Origin of the sequence: uncultured Thiohalocapsa sp., assembly GCF_913062725.1 — a bacterium.
Lineage (GTDB): Bacteria > Pseudomonadota > Gammaproteobacteria > Chromatiales > Chromatiaceae > Thiohalocapsa.
Genome location: NZ_CAJXWY010000003.1, coordinates 54865 through 72783, shown reverse-complemented (window position 1 = coordinate 72783; position 17919 = coordinate 54865). Strand labels below are relative to the sequence as shown.

Annotated in this window: 19 protein-coding genes; 4 read left to right on the top strand and 15 right to left on the bottom strand. The window is 68.4% G+C overall.

Annotated features, from left to right (window positions below; all coding sequences use genetic code 11):
* The first annotated feature begins 328 nt into the window (after positions 1-328).
* On the top strand, positions 329-1795 hold the full coding sequence (gene ubiD / locus QZ588_RS01425) for a 4-hydroxy-3-polyprenylbenzoate decarboxylase (RefSeq protein ID WP_295538922.1): 1467 nt from the start codon (positions 329-331) through the stop codon (positions 1793-1795).
* A 100-nt stretch (positions 1796-1895) separates the two neighbouring features.
* Here the strand turns inward: ubiD and QZ588_RS01420 are convergent, their stop codons facing one another.
* The 6 genes from QZ588_RS01420 to QZ588_RS01395 all read right to left on the bottom strand — a co-directional run bounded on the left by QZ588_RS01420 (position 1896) and on the right by QZ588_RS01395 (position 6379).
* Positions 1896-2165 (bottom strand): RNA-binding protein, encoded by a 270-nt coding sequence (locus QZ588_RS01420; protein ID WP_295538921.1) that lies wholly within the window; start codon positions 2163-2165, stop codon positions 1896-1898.
* 427 nt (positions 2166-2592) lie between these two features.
* Complete coding sequence (locus QZ588_RS01415; protein WP_295538918.1) at positions 2593-3879, bottom strand: permease; 1287 nt, start codon at positions 3877-3879, stop codon at positions 2593-2595.
* A gap of 141 nt (positions 3880-4020) precedes the next feature.
* Positions 4021-4311, bottom strand: a complete 291-nt coding sequence (locus tag QZ588_RS01410; protein ID WP_295538916.1) for a glycine zipper domain-containing protein — start codon at positions 4309-4311, stop codon at positions 4021-4023.
* Between the two features lie 160 nt (positions 4312-4471).
* Entirely contained in the window at positions 4472-4699 is a 228-nt protein-coding gene (locus tag QZ588_RS01405; RefSeq protein WP_295539009.1) for a glycine zipper domain-containing protein, read from the bottom strand.
* 268 nt (positions 4700-4967) lie between these two features.
* Entirely contained in the window at positions 4968-5444 is a 477-nt protein-coding gene (locus tag QZ588_RS01400; RefSeq protein WP_295538913.1) for a Rap1a/Tai family immunity protein, read from the bottom strand.
* Between the two features lie 71 nt (positions 5445-5515).
* Complete coding sequence (locus QZ588_RS01395) at positions 5516-6379, bottom strand: NAD-dependent epimerase/dehydratase family protein (RefSeq protein ID WP_366929523.1); 864 nt, start codon at positions 6377-6379, stop codon at positions 5516-5518.
* A 178-nt stretch (positions 6380-6557) separates the two neighbouring features.
* Here QZ588_RS01395 and QZ588_RS01390 point away from each other — a divergent pair, with 178 nt between their 5' ends.
* Complete coding sequence (locus QZ588_RS01390) at positions 6558-7577, top strand: CDP-6-deoxy-delta-3,4-glucoseen reductase (protein ID WP_295538910.1); 1020 nt, start codon at positions 6558-6560, stop codon at positions 7575-7577.
* A gap of 51 nt (positions 7578-7628) precedes the next feature.
* On the opposite strand, the gene QZ588_RS01385 is transcribed toward QZ588_RS01390, so the two are convergent.
* The 5 genes from QZ588_RS01385 to QZ588_RS01365 all read right to left on the bottom strand — a co-directional run bounded on the left by QZ588_RS01385 (position 7629) and on the right by QZ588_RS01365 (position 12028).
* Entirely contained in the window at positions 7629-8345 is a 717-nt protein-coding gene (locus tag QZ588_RS01385) for a hypothetical protein (protein ID WP_295538908.1), read from the bottom strand.
* Positions 8342-9187: a uroporphyrinogen-III synthase gene (locus tag QZ588_RS01380; RefSeq protein WP_295538905.1), complete on the bottom strand. Its 846-nt coding sequence runs from the start codon at positions 9185-9187 to the stop codon at positions 8342-8344. The genes QZ588_RS01385 and QZ588_RS01380 overlap by 4 nt, the downstream gene beginning before the upstream one ends.
* A 10-nt stretch (positions 9188-9197) precedes the next feature.
* Entirely contained in the window at positions 9198-10124 is a 927-nt protein-coding gene (hemC, locus tag QZ588_RS01375; RefSeq protein WP_295538903.1) for a hydroxymethylbilane synthase, read from the bottom strand.
* A 174-nt stretch (positions 10125-10298) separates the two neighbouring features.
* Entirely contained in the window at positions 10299-11030 is a 732-nt protein-coding gene (locus QZ588_RS01370; RefSeq protein ID WP_295538901.1) for a LytTR family DNA-binding domain-containing protein, read from the bottom strand.
* On the bottom strand, positions 11027-12028 hold the full coding sequence (locus QZ588_RS01365; protein WP_295538898.1) for a histidine kinase: 1002 nt from the start codon (positions 12026-12028) through the stop codon (positions 11027-11029). Before QZ588_RS01365 ends, QZ588_RS01370 begins: the two co-directional genes overlap by 4 nt.
* A gap of 198 nt (positions 12029-12226) precedes the next feature.
* Between QZ588_RS01365 and argH the strand changes: the two genes are divergently transcribed.
* Together argH and QZ588_RS01355 are read left to right on the top strand one after the other, a co-directional pair.
* Positions 12227-13630, top strand: coding sequence for an argininosuccinate lyase (gene argH / locus QZ588_RS01360; RefSeq protein ID WP_295538894.1), 1404 nt, complete (start codon positions 12227-12229; stop codon positions 13628-13630).
* A 154-nt stretch (positions 13631-13784) separates the two neighbouring features.
* On the top strand, positions 13785-14141 hold the full coding sequence (locus tag QZ588_RS01355) for a nucleotide pyrophosphohydrolase (RefSeq protein WP_295538892.1): 357 nt from the start codon (positions 13785-13787) through the stop codon (positions 14139-14141).
* Positions 14142-14156: 15 nt separating this feature from the next.
* Here QZ588_RS01355 and QZ588_RS01350 read toward each other — a convergent pair whose 3' ends face one another.
* The 4 genes from QZ588_RS01350 to QZ588_RS01335 form a co-directional block, all read right to left on the bottom strand.
* Positions 14157-15059, bottom strand: a complete 903-nt coding sequence (locus QZ588_RS01350) for a LysM peptidoglycan-binding domain-containing protein (protein ID WP_295538889.1) — start codon at positions 15057-15059, stop codon at positions 14157-14159.
* Positions 15060-15199: 140 nt separating this feature from the next.
* Positions 15200-16222 (bottom strand): protease SohB, encoded by a 1023-nt coding sequence (sohB, locus tag QZ588_RS01345; protein ID WP_295538887.1) that lies wholly within the window; start codon positions 16220-16222, stop codon positions 15200-15202.
* Between the two features lie 43 nt (positions 16223-16265).
* The gene (locus QZ588_RS01340; protein WP_295538884.1) at positions 16266-17105 is read right to left on the bottom strand and encodes a thymidylate synthase; all 840 of its coding nucleotides are present in this window, start codon (positions 17103-17105) and stop codon (positions 16266-16268) included.
* Positions 17106-17118: 13 nt separating this feature from the next.
* Positions 17119-17520 carry a Rap1a/Tai family immunity protein gene (locus QZ588_RS01335; RefSeq protein WP_295538881.1) on the bottom strand — a complete coding sequence of 134 codons (402 nt, stop codon included), beginning with the start codon at positions 17518-17520 and terminating at the stop codon, positions 17119-17121.
* Between the last annotated feature and the right edge of the window lie 399 nt (positions 17521-17919).

Here is a 17919-nt window from a genome sequence, read left to right as displayed (position 1 = left end):
TCATGGGTCAGCACTGCCGCCGAGGTTACCGCAATGACTTCGGATATACCCGTCACATCCGGATGTTCGGAGGTCGTTGCCGCCTGGTTCGTTGAAGCTTTCACCGGCCGTTGACGCCCGCCGGGTACGACCTGTGGGTGCGGCGCGCCGGGGCAGACCCACGCCCACGCCGGCGGAGGTCTACGGTCAGCGCCGCCGGATGGTCCATCGTGTCCGCAGCCCAGCAACTGCTCGAAGCCACCCGATTCGGCCACCACATCCCCGGCTCAGCGCGCAGGCCACCGCATCGCCCCGCGCCATGTCATCACGTCGAAGGAGAGCTACCACCATGAAATACCGGGACCTGCGCGACTTCATCGAGCAACTGGAAGCGCGCGGGGAGCTGAAGCGCATCCGCGTGCCCGTGGATCCGTATCTGGAAGTCACCGAGATCTGCGACCGCACCCTGCGCGCGGGCGGTCCGGCGCTATTGTTCGAGCAGCCGAAGGGCTCGAGTGTGCCGCTGCTGGGCAATCTGTTCGGCACCCCGCGCCGGGTTGCGCTCGGCATGGGCGAAGAGTCGGTGGAGGCGCTGCGCGAGATCGGCAGGCTGCTGGCCTTTCTCAAGCAGCCGGAGCCGCCGAAGGGCATGAAAGCCGCCTTCGAGAGCCTGCCCATCTTCCGCAAGGTGCTGGACATGGCACCCAAGGTCCGTCGCAGCCCGCCCTGCCAGGAACAAGTGCTCGAGGGCCAGGACGTGGATCTGGGACGCCTGCCGGTGCAGCATTGCTGGCCCGGCGACGCCGCCCCCCTCATCACCTGGGGGCTGGTGGTGACACGCGGCCCCGAGAAGACGCGGCAGAATCTCGGCATCTACCGGATGCAGGTGCTGGGCCGCAATCGGGCGATCATGCGCTGGCTCGCCCACCGCGGCGGCGCACTCGACTACCGGGATTGGCAACGCCACCGTCCGGGCGAGCCCTTCCCCATCGCCGTCGCCCTGGGTGCGGACCCGGCGACCATCCTCGGCGCGGTCACACCGGTGCCCGACACGCTGTCGGAATACGCCTTCGCCGGACTGCTGCGGGGCAGCCGCACGGAGCTTGCGAAATGCCTGGGCAGTGATCTACAGGTGCCGGCGAGCGCCGAGATCGTGCTGGAAGGCCATCTCCATCCCGGTGACACGGCGCCCGAGGGCCCCTTCGGCGATCACACCGGCTATTACAACGAAGTCGACGACTTTCCGGTGTTCACCATCGAGCGCCTGACCCAGCGCCCGGCGCCCATCTACCACAGCACCTACACCGGCCGCCCGCCGGACGAGCCGGCCATCCTGGGCGTGGCCCTGAACGAGGTCTTCGTCCCGATTTTGCAGAAGCAGTTTCCGGAGATCGTCGACTTCTATCTGCCGCCGGAGGGCTGCTCCTACCGCCTTGCGGTGGTGAGCATGCAAAAACAGTATCCGGGTCATGCCAAGCGGGTGATGATGGGGGTCTGGTCCTTTCTGCGGCAGTTCATGTACACCAAGTTCGTCATCGTCGTGGACGCCGATGTGAATACCCGAGATTGGCGTGATGTGATCTGGGCCATGACCACGCGCATGGACCCGGCACGGGACACGGTGATGGTGGAGAACACGCCCATCGATTATCTCGACTTCGCCTCACCCGTTTCCGGACTGGGCTCAAAAGCGGGCTTCGATGCCACCAATAAATGGCCGGGCGAGACCACACGTGAATGGGGCCAGCCCATTTGCATGGACGAGGCCGTCAAGGCCCGGGTGGACAGCCTGTGGCCCGAGCTCGGACTCGATTGAGTCGGACGCGCCGGGCAGCGTCACCGCCGCCGCCACGATGACCGGCGCAGACCCACCGTGTGCCACGGTGGGCTCCGCCGGGCAAGCGGCACCGCTATGCTCAGAATCGCCGGTTATTGGGCCGCTCGGTGCGCGGCCGGGCTTCGTTGACGGTGAGCTTTCGTCCATCATGCATGGAGTCGTTCAGGGCCTGGATGGCATCGCCAGCTTCAGTATCACTGGGCATATCCACGAAACCGAATCCCTTGGACTGACCCGAGAACTTGTCTTTGATCACATCCGCGCTCGCCACGTGACCGAATTCGCTGAACATCTCGCGCAGCTGGTCATCGGTGACCCCGTATTTCAGATTACCTACATAAATCCGCATCGCACTCTCTCGACAGCACCCGTGCATTGCCTGCGCTGAGGCGACCGTCGACCAACGCACAAATCGACGACCGACAAACGAGTACGGGGTGGCGGCGCGGCCTGCACGCGCGACGCAATGACGCTTGGCGACATGCGAGCTCAGCGGGCGGCGGCGGGGGATCGGGAGCGGCTTCCATCGATAGGCTCTCACCGTGGTTGCGACAATGCGGGGCGGGAGGGCGGCGGAACGGACATCCCGTTCGACTGCAGCCGCTCAGCGCTATGGCGACACGCGATCGTCGCAGGCTTGGGTCCGAATCTGGCGTTTGAGTCCGGAGCCCGAATCAGCGCTCGTATCCGCCGCACGCGGCGCAAATGGCCTGGTTGGAGTATCGATGGTTGCGCTTCAGCCCGAACCCTGTGCGCGCTGCGACCTAGCCTGCAATCTAGTGCAAGGAGTCAGGAGCGTCAACGCGACCTGGGATCTTTTCGACACCGCTGACCGTGAAACCGGCGTCTTCGACGGCCCGCACCAGTGCCGGCACCACAACGCCGCCGCCATGGATGCGAACACGTCCGCTCGCCAGATCGGGTGTGGCTCGATCCACCCGCGCCACGGACTCGAGGGCGCGCTTGACGCTGCCCACGCAGTGCTGGCAGCTCATGCCCTGCACGTGCAACACCAGGTCGTCGTCCCGCGGCCCGTGAGCAGCCCCGGCGTCCGTCGCCGCCAGCCGCGCCTGCCAACGTCGCCACTGCAGTAAGGCGAGCAGTGCGAGCAATGCCAGCGCGGACAGTGTCGCGAGCCAGTCGCCGCCATGGTCATGGGGTGCATCAAGGGTCGGTGCGGCGCTCAGCACCTGGTCGAACAGCAGCCCGAAGCCGAGGCTCATGACCACCACGGTCCCCAGATAAAGGCCCAGCACCGTGGCACCGAGCGTACGGTAGACGGCGCCGATGGTGGCCACGTTCGTGGCCGGACCCGCCATCAGAAACACCAGTGCCGATCCGGCCGGCATGCCGGCGGCGATGAGGGAGGCGGCGATGGGCACCGAGGCGGTGGTGCACACATAGAGGGGTAACGCGATGGCGAGAACCACCAGCATGCCCAGCACACCGTGGGCCCAAGCCTGCCCCGCGAAGAAGTCCGCCGGCACCGATGCCGTAATGAGGGCCGCCGCCAGAACGCCGGCGATGAGCCAGAGGTCGATGGCCGCAAGCAGGTCGAAGAGGGCATATCGCACGGCGCCGATCATGCCGCGGTCACCGGTGGCGGCGCTCAGCGTCATCTCACCCTCGGTGTCGGCGCTCCCGGGTGACGGGGTGTAGCGGTTCACCAGCATGCCGCCGATGACGCCCGTCACGAAGGCCGCCACCAGCTTGAACAGCGCAAAGGGCCAGCCGAGAAAGGCGGCGCTCACCAAAATGGAGTCGACCCCGGTTTGCGGGGTGCTGATCATGAAGGACGTCGTCGCCCCCGGCGACGCGCCCGCCTTGCGCAGTCCCAGCGCCGTCGGGATGACACCGCAGGAGCACAGCGGCAGGGGCACCCCGAGCAGGGATGCCCGTACGGTACTGGCGAAATCCGGGCGACTGAGGCGTCTGTGAATCGCCGCCGCCGGTACGTAGACATGCACGAGGCCGGCGATGAAGAGTCCGAGCAGCAGCGACGGCGCCAGCTCGAGCAGGATTTGCCACAGCGCGCCGGGGAATTGTCTCAGGGCATCGAGCATCGCAGTCGCCATCGTCGGGAGGGTGCCGAAGCCAGCGCGCGGGCGCGGATGGGGGACTGGGCGAGGCATCGGTGCCCGGCCACGCCGCGCACCCAGACATCAGGGCCGCCGGCCGCGCACGCGGCTGGCGTGCCGAGGCGCTTACTGAGCGCTGCGGGCCTCATAGCGCTCCCGGGCTTCGCGCGCTTTGCGCTTCTCGTTCTGATCGTAGACATAGCCGCCGAGGGCGCCGGCGGCGGCACCGATGAGCGCGCCTTTGCCCGCGTCGGCACTGGCCGAGCCGATGGCGGCACCGGCGGCGGCGCCGGCCGCAGCACCGCTGGCCGTGCGCGAGGTGGTGGTGGTGCCGCAGCCGCTGACGAGCACGATGGTCAGGACAAGCGTCGTGATGGTCAGCGTCCTGGATGGAACGATAGTGTTGGACATAGACATGATGGCGACATGCTCTACTCGGGGTAGCGGTGGCGTCCGGCGCGGCGATCCGCCGCGCCAGGCGACAAGTTGGGCGACAAGTTGGGCGACAAGTTGGGCGACAAGTTCGGCGGGCGCTCCGGCAATGGGGTCGATGGCGCCCCCGGCGCAGTCGTCCGCGTTAGTCGATGTTGCCTTTTTGGTGCTGGTCGAGCAAGTAACCACCGAGGGCACCTGCGCCTGCGCCGATGAGCGCACCCTTACCGGCATTGGCGCTCAGCGAGCCGATGGCGGCGCCCGTTGCGGCACCCAAGAGCGCCCCGGAACCGGCCCGCTCGCCCGTGGTGGTGCCGCAGCCGACCAGGAGAACGGTCAGTGCGCATGCGGCGAAAGTTGCTTTTTTGGTCATCTCGATCAACTCCGATGGCTGCACGGACGGTGAGCATGCATGCGCCGAAAGCTCGGGCTGCCCTTTTCGAAGACATGCCCCGCACCGGCGTCAGAGACGTGTTGCAACCGTCCACGGGAATGCGGCCCCGAGGGCTGGCGCCGAGCGGGGCCCGGATATTGAAGCAGCGCACGCCAGCTGCGCTTCAGCACAGTGGTGATGACGGTCCGGTCACCGGCTGGGCGCCGATCAGGCGCCGGCAACGGATGCTGTTATTGGGCACCGCACGCTAACGGCAGGGATAGCGCGTCGCCAGCGCACGCACCAATCCCACGACCGGTATGTCCTGCATCCGCTCGGCATTCTGCTCGTTGGCCTCCACCCAGCTCAGGAAAGCGCGGCGGCCATCACCGATGGTGGCCTTGTCCGGGTAACAGATGAGGCGTTTCATCGATTTTCTGTCACTCACTGCGTCGTGGTATTGCACGGTTGCCTCGATGAAGGCGCGGCAAGCGAGTGTGGCCGCTGTGTGCTCCAACTGCTCTGGGGTGGTCGCACACACGGCATACAGGTCTTCGGTGGTATCGAAGTTGAAATCGGCGTCTTCTACGGCGTGGACCGGCGCACCGGCAATGCCGAGCGTGCAGCAGATGACTGCGGCGCGATATCGATGGCGGGCCTGCATGGCATGATTCCCAATTGATGTCGTGAAGTGCGTAGTCTGCGCCCATGGGGATGCGCCCGGCAACCTGTCGGCGACCTGCATGGTCCCCCCGATGGCACCGGCGGTGCAACGATGGCGGCAGGCGTCCCGTCGCGCACCGGGCCGCCGGGTCCTCAGCCGGCGCCGAAGCAATCCGCCAAACCCGCCTCCAGGTTCGGATAGCGCAGGCGGATGTGCAGTTCAGCGAGCAGCTTATGGTTGCTGAGACGCCGCGATTCGCGCAGATACGACAGCATGCCCGCCGAGACGCGACCCGGCGCTTGCGCCAGCGGGATCTGCGGCGGCGGCGCCACGCCGGCGGCGGCGGCCACCCGCAGAAAATAGTCCGTCATGGTGCTGGGCTCGCCATCGCAAACATTGTAGAGACCACCGTCCGGTGCGCGCTCCATTGCTGCCACACAGATCTCGACCAAGTCCTGGGCATGGATCCGATTCGACCACGGCGCCTCGGCGACGCTCACCACCGGCTGGCCGCTTTCGATGCGCGCCAGCGGCAGCCGGTCGCAGGCGTAGATGCCCGCCACCCGCAGGATCACCAGCTCGGCACCGCTCGTCGCCTGCCAGGCGCGCAGGCGCTCTTCGGCATCCCAGCGGCGCAGCGCCCGCTCGGCGACGGGGTTGGGTGTGCGGCGCTCGTCCACCCAGTCGCCGCCGCAATCGCCGTAGACGCCGGTGGTGCCCACATAAACCAGCCGCCGGGGCTCACCGCGGTCTGCGAACAGTTCGATCAGACGCGCGGTCAGCGGATCCTCGCGGCCCTCGGCGGGCGGCGGTGCCAGATGGAAAACGTCGGCACCTGCGGTTTCGAGCGCGTCCGGCGTCTCCCGCAGCAGGTCGCATTGCAGCGGCCGTATGCCGAGCGCAGGCAGTTGTGCCGCGCTCTCGGCGCTGCGCACGACACCGATGACGGCGCCGCCGCCGGCGGCGAGGCGGGCGCCGAGCAGACGGCCGATGTAGCCGCAGCCGATGATGATCACGATACCTGTTACTCCTAGCGTTGTGGGGGATGAGCGAACGGCGGCCGGTGCGCCCCGCCGCCGGCGGCGGTCGCGGGGCTTGCGCGGGCGCTCGTGCATCGCGACATGGTAAGGTCGGAGACCGTCGACACAATCCTTGCAGAGCGCGCCCTGCCGGCGCGACCGGGAGTTTCTGGCCATGAGTTACACCGTCAGCACCGAGCCCGCCGGCCACGCATTCAGCGTCGAGCCCGGGCAGACCGTGCTCGAGGCCGCCATCGCCCAGCGCATCGGGCTGCCCTACGGCTGCCGCGACGGCAAATGCGGCAGCTGCACCGCCCAGCTCATCGCTGGCCGTGTCGGCTATCCCAGCGGCAAGACCGAAGCCCTGTCGGGGCAGCCGCAAGACGCCTGTCTGACCTGCCAGGCGGTGCCGGAGACAGACATTCGGCTGCGCGTGGCCGAGCTCGAGACCGTCGCCGACATCGAGGTTCGCACCCTGCCCTGCCGCATCGCCGAGAAAACCCGGCTCAACCACGACGTGATGCGCCTGCGGCTCAAGCTGCCCGAGACGCAGCGGCTGCAATTCCTGGCGGGGCAATATCTGGAGTTCATCCTGCCCGACGGGCGCAAGCGCGCCTTCTCCATCGCCAACGCACCCCACGATGACGCCCTCATCGAGCTCCATGTGCGCCGGGTGCCCGGCGGCGAGTTCACGGACTTCATCTTCGACACGCTGCAGGAGCGCTCCGTGCTGCGCATCCAGGGGCCGCTCGGCAGCTTCGTGCTGCGCGAGCAGTCCGAGCGGCCCATGCTCTTCATCGGCGGCGGCACCGGTTTTGCGCCCATCAAGGGGCTGTTGGAGCATGCCTTCCACATGGGCATCAGCCGACCCATGACCCTCTACTGGGGGGTACGCGCCGAGCGCGATCTCTACCTGCCGGAGCTGCCCGAGCGCTGGGCCGACGCACATCCGGGCTTCCGCTATGTGCCGGTGCTCTCACAGCCCGATGCCGACTGGACGGGCCGCCGGGGCTATGTGCACGAAGCTGTGCTGGCGGACCATCCAGACATCGCCGACTATGATGTCTATATGAGCGGTCCACCGGTCATGGTCGAGGCCGGCCGCGCCGCCTTCGAGAGCCGCGGCTTGTCGCCGGATCACATTTTCTCGGATGCCTTCGAGTACGCCGCCGACAGCCCGACCTTCAAGGGCTGAGGCGACGTGACACGCACGGGACGTCGCGCCCCATCTGTGTGATGGAGCCCGTCAGCGCGGCGGCCCGGCGCGTGGCGCTTGCGCCGGCTCGGGCGCAACGCGCGCCGGGGGCGGCCGAGCCACCGTGCGCAGGCGCGCGCGCAGCGCCGCCAACTCGGCGGCGATGATGGCGCCGCGCCGATCCGCGACACGGTATGGCAGACCCGTCAAACGCTGCGCCGCCAGTAGCGCCGCATCCAGCAGCACCGGATCGTCCGCCGTCACCGCAGCTGCGGCCACGGCGAGCTGGTCGCGTAGGAGTTGCTTGCTGGTCGCCGCCACCGGCCGCCGCGGCGTCCATCCCGGTGGCAGGCGGGCCGCCTCCCGTGCCAGGGCCTCGATCTGAGTCGCGAGCGCAGCACGCTCAGCGGCCGAAAGACGGTCGCGCAGGCTAGCGGTGGCGTGCCGCCGGGGGGCAGCGGCGGCGCCCGCCGCAACGCCGTCCGACATCGTCTCCTGTCGTTCCCTACGGGCATCGTCCGCGGCGGCGTCCATCGCCGCGGCCTGCTTGGCGAGCGCCGCCTCCGCCGTCTGCAAACGCGCCACCAAGCGGCGCTGCTCCTGCTGGGCGGTGGCGACGGATGTGCGCATTTGCGCCACACCGGTGCGCAGCCCGCTCCAGTAGAGCTGGGCGGTCACCACGGCGGCGAGGGTCAGCAGCACCAACGATACGGCGATCAGCAATGGCGACCAGCGCCGGCGACGCGCTGGCCCGGCCGCAGCAGTCACGGTGACCCTGCCTCGGGGGGCGCCGCGGGCACCTGCGCCGCGAGTGCGCACAGCGCCGCCAGCATGCCGGCGTCACCGGGCTGCGGGGCGACGGCCACATGGGCGAAGCCGAGTCCCCGGGCGGTGTCGGCGTTGCGGGCGCTCAGCACGGCGAGCGGCAGCCCCTTCAGCCAGGCATGCGCCGCCGCCGGCACCAGCGCCAGCAGGTTATGCAGCACCTCGTCACTGGTGGCGGTGAGAAAGCCCAGCGTGCGCCGCCAGTGCGTCAGCTCGGCGGTGGCGTCCGCGGTTGGCAGCCCCCGCCGATAGACCTCGGCGTAGCGCACCTGCGCACCCCGCTCGCTCAGGGCGGTGCCGAGCAAGGCCCGGCCGCCTTCGCCACGCACGATGAGCACACGGCGACCGGCCACCTGCCGCAGCGCCGGTAATGCCAGCAGGGCCTCGCTGTCGAAGCCGGCCGCGGGCACCAGCGACGGCGTGAGTCCCGCGCGCTCCATGGCCTCGGCCGTGGCACGGCCCACGGCGGCGAGCTGTGCCCGCTGTGAGCGCAGCGCCGTCGGGGCGAGCTGTAATGCCTGCTCCACGGCGTTGCGGCTGATGAAAACGATGATGTCCCACCCGGCCGTCAGCAGCGCGGCGGCGCCATCCGGGTCGGCCGTCGGCTGGATGTCGATGGTGGGGAAAGGCACCGGCTCGCCGCCGGCGGCGGCGACGAGTCGACACAACGCCTCGGCCTGGGCGGCCGGGCGGGTCACCAGCACGCCGCGGCCGCCGAGGTCGCAGTCCGGCGGCGACGATGGGTCGGGCCGGCGCTGGTTCGCTGGCGCAGCACGCTCGCTCATGACCGCGCGCTCAGGCTTCGCGCAGATCCGCCAGGATCGCGTCCGCCCCTTGCGCGATGAGCGCGTCGGCGAGGCGCTCGCCGAGGGCCTCGGCCTCGCCCGCGGGGGCCCACCCCTCGGCGCGGAGCACCTGCTTGCCATCCGGTGTTCCCACCAGGCCGCGCATGAACAGCTGGTCGCCTTCATGCACCGCATGACCGGCGATGGGCACTTGGCAGCCGCCTTGCAGTTTGGCGTTCATGGCGCGCTCGGCGCGCACCCGCTCGGCGGTGGCCTGATGGTGCAGCGGGACGATCAGCGCATGGACGCGGGTGTCATCGCTGCGGCACTCGATGCCAATGGCGCCTTGGCCGATGGCGGGGAGGCTGTCGGCGGCGGAGATCTGCGCACGAATGCGCTCGGCGAAGCCGAGCCGCTTCAGGCCGGCGGCGGCGAGGATGATGGCATCGTACTCGCCGTCATCGAGCTTACGCAGGCGGGTGTTGACATTGCCGCGCAGGGGCTCGATGCGCAGATCCGGGCGGCGGGCGGCGAGCTGGCATTGCCGCCGCAGGCTGGAGGTGCCAACACAGGCACCCACCGGCAGTTCGTCCAGTGACGCATAGCGATTGGACACGAAGGCGTCGAGCGGGTCTTCGCGGTCCATGATCACCGCCAGGTGCAGCCCGGGCGGGAAGTCCACCGGCACATCCTTCATCGAATGCACGGCGATGTCGGCGCTGCCCTCCAGCATGCCCTGCTCCAGCTCTTTGACGAACAGGCCCTTGCCGCCCACTTTAGCCAGGGGGGCATCCAGAATCTTGTCGCCGCGCGTGGTCATGCCGACGATCTCGATGGCGAGCCCCGGGTGCAACCGCTTCAGCAACTCCGCGGCGTGCTCGGCCTGCCACATGGCGAGGGGCGATTTGCGGGTGGCAATCTTCAGGATGTCTGGCATGAGTGGTTTCCGGCAGTCGGTGGTTGGTGGCAAGTCCCGGGGGATGACAGACCGCCCCCGGGCGCTCGGAAGCATGGCGGCCGCGGGCCCGGTGATTCTTGGCATCAACCATCATGGCGATCGGGACAGAGAAGATCGGGCAGCGGGCACGCCCGATACGACAGTCCGGCGGCTTCAGCCATGGCGCAGGAAGCGCCGGACCTCCGGCAGATGACGGCGGCTGACGGGCAGGCGCTCATCGCAGCCGGCGAGCACCGCCAGACTGGCGCCGTCTGCGGCCTTCTCCAAGCCTACCAGCTGTTCGATGGCCACCAGCGCGTTACGGTGGATACGCACGAAGCGCTCCGGGAACTCGTGCTCGAGGGACTTGAGCGACTCATCGATGAGCATGCGCCCACCGGCATGACGGACGGTTACATACTTCTGCTCCGCCAGCAAGTACAGCACTTCGTCGATATGCACCGTTTGCACGCCACCGCGGTAGTGGGCGCTGAGGTGACGGCGGCCGTTCGGCTCCTCTTGGGTCGTGGCGACGCGCTGCAGTCGCGTGGTGCGTGGCAGCCGCTCCAGGGTCGCCTGCAAGCGCTCGCGACGGACGGGCTTGACCAGGTAGTCGGCGACATTGTGCTCGAAGGCGTCCAGGGCATACTCCGGGTAGGCGGTGACCAGCACCACGGCCGGCGGCGGGTCCAGATCCGCCAGCGCGGCGGCCGCCTCCAAGCCGGACATACCGGGCATTTTCTGGTCCAGCAAGACGAGGTCCGCATCGGTGTCCCGAGCGGCCACGACCGCGTCCGAACCGTTCGCCGCCTCGCCGACCACCGCGTAGCCGTCGTCGAGCTCATCGATCAGGCGCCGCAACCGCTCCCGCGCCGGTGCCTCGTCGTCCACGAGCAGGATCTTCATGACTGCCTCCATGGGTAAGGGAAGACCAGCCGCACCAGATAATCGCCGTCCACCAGCGCGCGCGTGACCCGCGCCGCGCCGGGAAACATGGCCTCCATCCGCTGCGAAACGTTTTGCAGTGCCATGCCGTTGCCGCGGTGCCGGCGCATCGTGTCCGCCGAACGGGGCAGCGTGTTGCGGATGCTCAGGGTGACGGTGCCGCGGCGATAGCGGCCAACGATATGAATCGAGCCCGGCTCCGAGGAGGGTTGGATACCGTGGTTGACCGCATTCTCCACCAAGGGCTGCAGGATCAACGGCGGCACCAGCGCATCGCCCGGCAAGTCCTCGACATCCCAGACCACCTGCATGCGCTCGCCGAGGCGCTGAGCCTCGATGTTCAGGTAGCGCCGGGAGAGATCCAGTTCCTCCGCCAGGGTGGTGCGGTCGCCCTCGTTGGCGAGCGATGCCCGAAACAGGTCCGCCAAGTCCTCCACCACCTCTTCGGCGAGGCGCGGATCGGTTTGCGTCAGACTGGCGATGGTGTTCATGCTGTTGAACAGAAAATGCGGACGAATACGCGCCTGCAGCGTCTCGAACCGGGCGTTGGCCACCGCCTCCACCTGGGAGCGCCACTGTTGGTGCAGATAAAGGTACCGCAACATCAATGCGCCGACGATGGCAGAAATCAGCCCCGCGCGTATCAGGAGTCCTCGTACACCGTCATCGGGGAATAGCCCTGCGCCTTCAGCCCAAGGCACCAGAATGGTACACAACCAGGCCACCGCCACGGCGCTGGCGACGATCACCGCCAACGCTGTCGTCAACGCCGCCAGCACGGGCAGACGTCGCAGGGGCCGGCGCAGCATGCACAGCAGACTCGCGCCGAGCATGACGATGCCAAGCACCAGCAGCGACAACGGGCCGAGCCGGACCCAGAAGCCTGCGAGGGGACTGCTGGAGGCGAGCGTCAGCAAAATGGCCAGCAGCTCGCCGTACAGCACAACGCCGAGCGCCATGGGCAGGCTGCAAAAATCGGGCAGCAGGGCAGGAGGCTGCGTCGCCGGCGCGGTAGCGGATGATGAGTCGCGCCGCGCGCGCGGCGACAAGCTGACAGCCATGAGTTGCGTGTAGACTCCGTGCGGCGGTGCCCTGTAACCTCACGGGCATGACCGTTCCGCTGTTTCAATCAGCCAATTTACCAGCTCACGAGCGCAATGATCGATTCCGCAGCAAAGCCCTGGGCCGGGCGCTTCGAGCAACCGACCGATGCCTTCGTCGAGGCCTTCACCGCCTCTGTCGGCTTCGACCACCGTCTCTATCGCCAGGACATTGCGGGCTCCATCGCCCACGCACGCATGCTGGCCCGGCAAGGCATCCTCGATGCGGACGAATGCGCCGCCATCGTCGCAGGCTTGACGCGCATCGGCGAGCGCATCGCAGCCGGCACCTTCGAGTGGTCCGAGGCCCTGGAAGACGTGCACATGAACATCGAAGCGGCGCTCACCGCCGAGATTGGAGACGCCGGCAAGCGCCTGCACACGGGCCGCTCGCGCAACGATCAGGTGGCCACCGACATCCGCCTCTGGCTGCGCGAGGAGATCGACACACTGCTCACGGGCATCGATACGCTGGTGGGCGCGCTGCTGGATCTCGCCGAGCGCGAGGCCGGCAGCATCATGCCGGGATTCACCCATCTGCAGGTGGCCCAGCCCATCACCTTCGGCCACCACATGATGGCCTGGGTGGAGATGCTCGAGCGCGATGCAGAGCGCTTTCGCGACTGCCGCCGGCGCGTCAACGTCATGCCGCTCGGCGCCGCCGCGCTGGCGGGCACCAGCTATGCCATCGACCGCGCCTTCACCGCCGCCGCCCTCGGCTTCGCGCGCCCGGCCGAGAACTCCCTCGACGCCGTCTCGGACCGTGACTTCGCCATCGAATTCGCCGCCGCCGCCGCCATCGCGATGATGCACCTCTCGCGCTGCTCCGAAGAGCTGATTCTCTGGTCCTCAGCGCAATTCGGCTTCATCGAGCTCGCCGATGCCTACTGCACCGGCTCGTCCATCATGCCGCAGAAAAAGAATCCCGACGTCCCTGAGCTGGTGCGGGGCAAAACCGGACGCATCTTCGGGCACCTGATGGGCCTGCTCACGCTCATGAAAGGCCAGCCACTGGCGTACAACAAGGACAATCAAGAAGACAAAGAGCCCCTGTTCGACACCGTCGACAACCTGCGCGGGGCGCTCAAGGTCTTCGCGGACATGATGCGCCATATCACCTGTCACCGGGAACGCATGCGTGCGGCCGCCACCGCAGGCTTCGCAACGGCCACCGATCTGGCAGACTACCTGGTACACCGGGGAGTGGCCTTTCGTGACGCGCACGCAATCGTCGGCAAGGCGGTCGCCTATGGCATTCGCAGCGGCCGGGATCTCGCCGAGCTCAGTCTCGAGGAACTGCGCCGCTTCTCGCCTGCCATCGGCGAGGACGTCTACGGCGTTTTGACCCTGGAGGGGGCCGTGGCCGCGCGCAATCACCTCGGCGGCACGGCGCCTGAGCAGGTGCGCGCGGCCATCGCCCGCAAGCGCCGGGCCCGCGCCGAGGGGGCGCAGACCGACTGACTGCAGCAGGTGCACCGGCCCCACGGCCGCCGAGCGGCCATCCAACTGCCCGTCGCGCGCCGGGCGGATCAGTGCCGCGACGCGCCACGGCCCCTTTTGACCCCCTGGGCCGGGATGCCGACGGATCGAATCCTGACTTCGCAGCGAGGACCCCATGGCCGACAGCCTCGACGACCTGAGCGCGCGTCTGCTCGCCTTTGCCCGCGCCCGCGACTGGGAGCAGTTCCAATCGCCGAAGAACCTGGCCATGGCGCTGGCCGGCGAGGCCGGCGAGCTGCTCGAGCACTTCCAATGGCTCACCGAAGCCCAAAGTGCCAGCCTGAGCCCAGAGAAGCAGCGTGCCGTCGCCCATGAGCTCGCCGATATCCTAAGCTACTTGCTGCGGATCGCTGAGCGGCTCGACATCGATCTCATCGCCGCCACGCACGAGAAGATCGCCATCAACGAGACCCGCTATCCCGCAGCGCGCGTGCGCGGCGACGCCAGGCGCGCCAGTGACTACCAGGACTGAGGACAGAGGCGCCTGTCAGGGGATGATGAGTCGCAGGCCAAGCCGCAGGTCGTCGGGGCCGTCGAGCACGTCGCGGTTGGCCTCGAAAATGCGCCGCCAAGCGCTGGCATCGCCGTAGACCTTGTCGGCGATGCGCGAGAGGGTGTCCTCGGCGCGAACCTCATACACCGCCGGCATCACGCCGTCCGCCGTTGCACCGGCCCCTGCCTCCGCGGCGCCGACCCGTATGCGCTCCGGGTGGCCGTCGGCGGCGGACTGCGCCGCGGGCGCCGGCCGTGGCGCGGCGCCTGCGGCCCGCGCGCCGAGCGCTTCGAGCCGGGCGTCCAGCTCCAGCACCCGCCGCATGGCCTCGGACTGGCGCGCTTTGGCGGTCGTCAGCTCGAGCGACAGACGCTCGTTCTCGGTACGCACGCGCTCGTGCGCTTCCTCCAGGGCGGCGTGCAGCTTCTCGGCCTTATCCGCACGCAGCAGCGCCTCCTCCACGGTGAGTTGCTGTTGCTGCAGGCGCGCCTCGAGCTCGGCGACGCGGGCCTCGAGCGTTTTCACCTGTGCCGCGGCATCCTGGCGCGCATGCTCCGATGTGGCCAGCTGCTGCTCCAGGGCCTGCGTATGCGTAGCCGTTGCCGCGCCGACGCTCGCCAGCCCCGTTGCCGCTGGGTCGAGCTCGGCCAGGCGCGCCTCGAGCCGCTCGATCAGGGCGGTGAGTCGCGCTGTCTGTGCCTCCAGGCGCTGTGCGACGGCCAGCTGACCCTCCAGTGCCTGCAGGCGCTCGGCGAGGGTCGCATTCTCCTGCTGGAGCCGATCACGCTCGGCCCGCAGCGCACGCGCGACGTCCGCCGCCATTGCCGGGTCGGTGTCGGCAGCCGTCGCCGGTGCCGACGGCGCCACCAGAGTCAGCATCAAGAACGCGACGAGCACGCCCAACCACGCAAGCGGTGGGCGGAACGGCGCCGGGTGCGGGTCCGTGGAGAGCATAGTGCATGGCCAAGCGGTACTGACGCCTCACCGACGCCTCGGATTGGATGACGGCCAGCCACCGACACCCCGGCAACCCGCCATCAGCGGCGGGCAACGGTGCCGGCGACCACAGCAGGCAGACGCGCCAAGAGCGCGGCGACCCCGCCGGCGAGACGCTGCCAGGGGCGTTTTTTAGACTGCCAGCGCAGCCGGTACAGGTCGCGGCTGGCGCGAGCCGCGAGCAGGTAGTCATCACTGGTGCTGAGCTCATCCACCAATCCCAGACCCAGGGCCTGCTCGCCGTACCAATACTCGCCGGTGGCGACCTTTTCGAGGTCGACCCCCTGACGGTACTCCCGAATGAAGTCCTTGAACAGTTGGTGTGTCTCCTCCAGGTGCTCACGGAGCTTGGCGCGGCCGACATCGGTATTTTCGCCGAACAACGTCAAAGTGCGCTTGTAGTCGCCGGCGGTGTGGAGCTCGAAGTCGATCCCCTGGTGCTCCAGCCAGCGGTGGAAATTCGGCAGCTGGGCGATCACGCCGATGGAGCCGATGATGGCGAAAGGCGCGGCGACGATGCGCTCTGCGACACAGGCCATCAGGTAGCCGCCGCTGGCGGCTACCCGGTCCACCGCCACCGTCAGCGCAATGCCGCGGCGGCGGATGCGCAGCAGCTGTGACGCGGCGAGGCCGTGCTCGTGCACCGCACCGCCGGCGTTGTCCAGGCGGACCAGCACCTCGTCGCCCTCGCCGACCTCTTGCAGAAGGGCGGAGATGGTCTCACGCAGGCCGCCCACCTCGGTGGCGAGGAGGTCGCCATGGAAGTCGAGCACAAACAGCCGCGGGCGCACGGCGCTGTCCGCCTTGGCCAGGGCCTTGTGCGCCTTGTGCTCGGCCTTCGCCCAGCGTTTGTACGCCTTGGGTGGCTGGGTGGCGCGCTTCAGCCCATCCGCCATGTCCTCGTAACGATCGTTGAGATTGGTGATCTCGAGCCGACCGCCATCCACCTCGTACCCGCCCTGGTGGCGCGCACGCAGCAGCAGCAGTACGAAGAGGCCGAGCAGCAGCAGCACGGTCAGCGTCTTGGCGGTAAACAAACCGTAATCGATCAGGGCATCCAGCAAGGATCGGCCTCCTCAAGGCTCGGGCGTCGCCCGTCGCCGTTGCTCAGACGGCGATGGGTGCGCGAATGGGTGGATGCGGGTCATAACCCGTAATGGCAATGTCGTCGAAGCGGTATCCAAACAGCGTCGGCGGGCGCCGGCGCAGCTCCAGCCGAGGCAGGGCGCGGGGCTCGCGTGAGAGTTGTTCGTAGACGATGTCGGCGGTGAGATGGTTCCGGTAGAGATGCAGATCGCCGAAAGTGTGTATGAATTCACCGGGCGCGAGATCGCACTGCTGGGCCACCATGTGCGTGAGCAGCGCGTAGCTTGCGATATTGAAGGGCACGCCGAGGAACAGATCGGCACTGCGCTGATACAGTTGGCAGGAGAGCCGCCCCCCCTGCACGTAGAACTGGAACAGGCAGTGACAGGGCGCCAGCGCCATGCGACCGGCGGCGGCGTTTTCAGTCGGGGACATGCCGTCGACGGGGAGATCCGCCGGATTCCAGGCGGACACCACCAGGCGACGCGAATCCGGGTCGCGGCGGATGCGCGCGACGAGCTCGGCCAGCTGATCGATACTGCGGCCGTCCGGGGCCGGCCAGCTGCGCCACTGCCGGCCGTAAATGGGGCCGAGCTCGCCGTCCGGCGCCGCCCATTCGTCCCAGATGGTCACGCCCTGGGCATTCAGCCACCGGTTGTTGGTTGCGCCGGAGAGGAACCATAACAGTTCGTAGATGACGCTCTTGACGTGCACGCGCTTGGTGGTCAGTAACGGAAAGCCGGCGGCGAGATCGAAGCGCACCTGGCGACCGAACACCGAACGGGTGCCAACGCCGGTGCGATCCGATTTGTCGACGCCGTTGGCGATGACGTCGCGCAGGAGATGGTGGTATTGCTGCATGCGCGGGTGGGCATCAGGGTGTCGGTGCACCAGCACAGGGATAGAGCCGCGCCATCACCGCCGGCACGACCGCGGCGACCGGGGCCTGCGGGTTGGGCGCACGCCGCAACTGTGCGAGCACCTTCGCCAATACCGTGTCAGTGGATTCAGCCTCCGGCAGACACCAACGCGGCGCAGCCTCCGGTGCCTTGACGGCGCAGTCGCAGGGTACGCCGTACCACTCGCACATGGCAGCATCGACGCCGACACCGCCGGCGATACGAGCGCGCTCACAAACCGCCAGCAGTTGCGCCACCGTCGGGCCGGCCCGCACAGCAGTCGCCGGCTCGGTGGTGAGCAGGGGGGCGGCGAGCACGAGCGATGAAGCCGCGGCCAGCGGCAGTATGAGGATGTGGCGTGCAATCGGCGTGGACATCTCTGCGCTCGCAGCAGGCCTCAGCAGGCGTGATGGCACAAGTTTACCGGAACCGGCGCTGCGCCGTGGCAATGCTCGACGGCGGCGGCTGGTGGGGGCGGCTGGCGGGGACGGCTGGCGGGGGCACCGGCGCCGGGCGCGCCGATCGAGGTCATCCGGTCAGGCTTTTTCATCCATACTTACACGACGAAGCCGGCCGCACGGTTTATCATAGTGTCAGGTAGCTTGATGGTCGCGGGCCGCGCGGCCACTCAAAGCGACGAACCGGCAGCGGCCGGGCCGAGTGCCCGGCGACTGCGCCGTACAGTTCGCCGCCGCCGGCGGTTATCGCCGGCGGCGGCCAGGTCGGCACCGGGGGACGATCCGCCGCACGCCCACGGGCGGCTCGCAATGAGACCG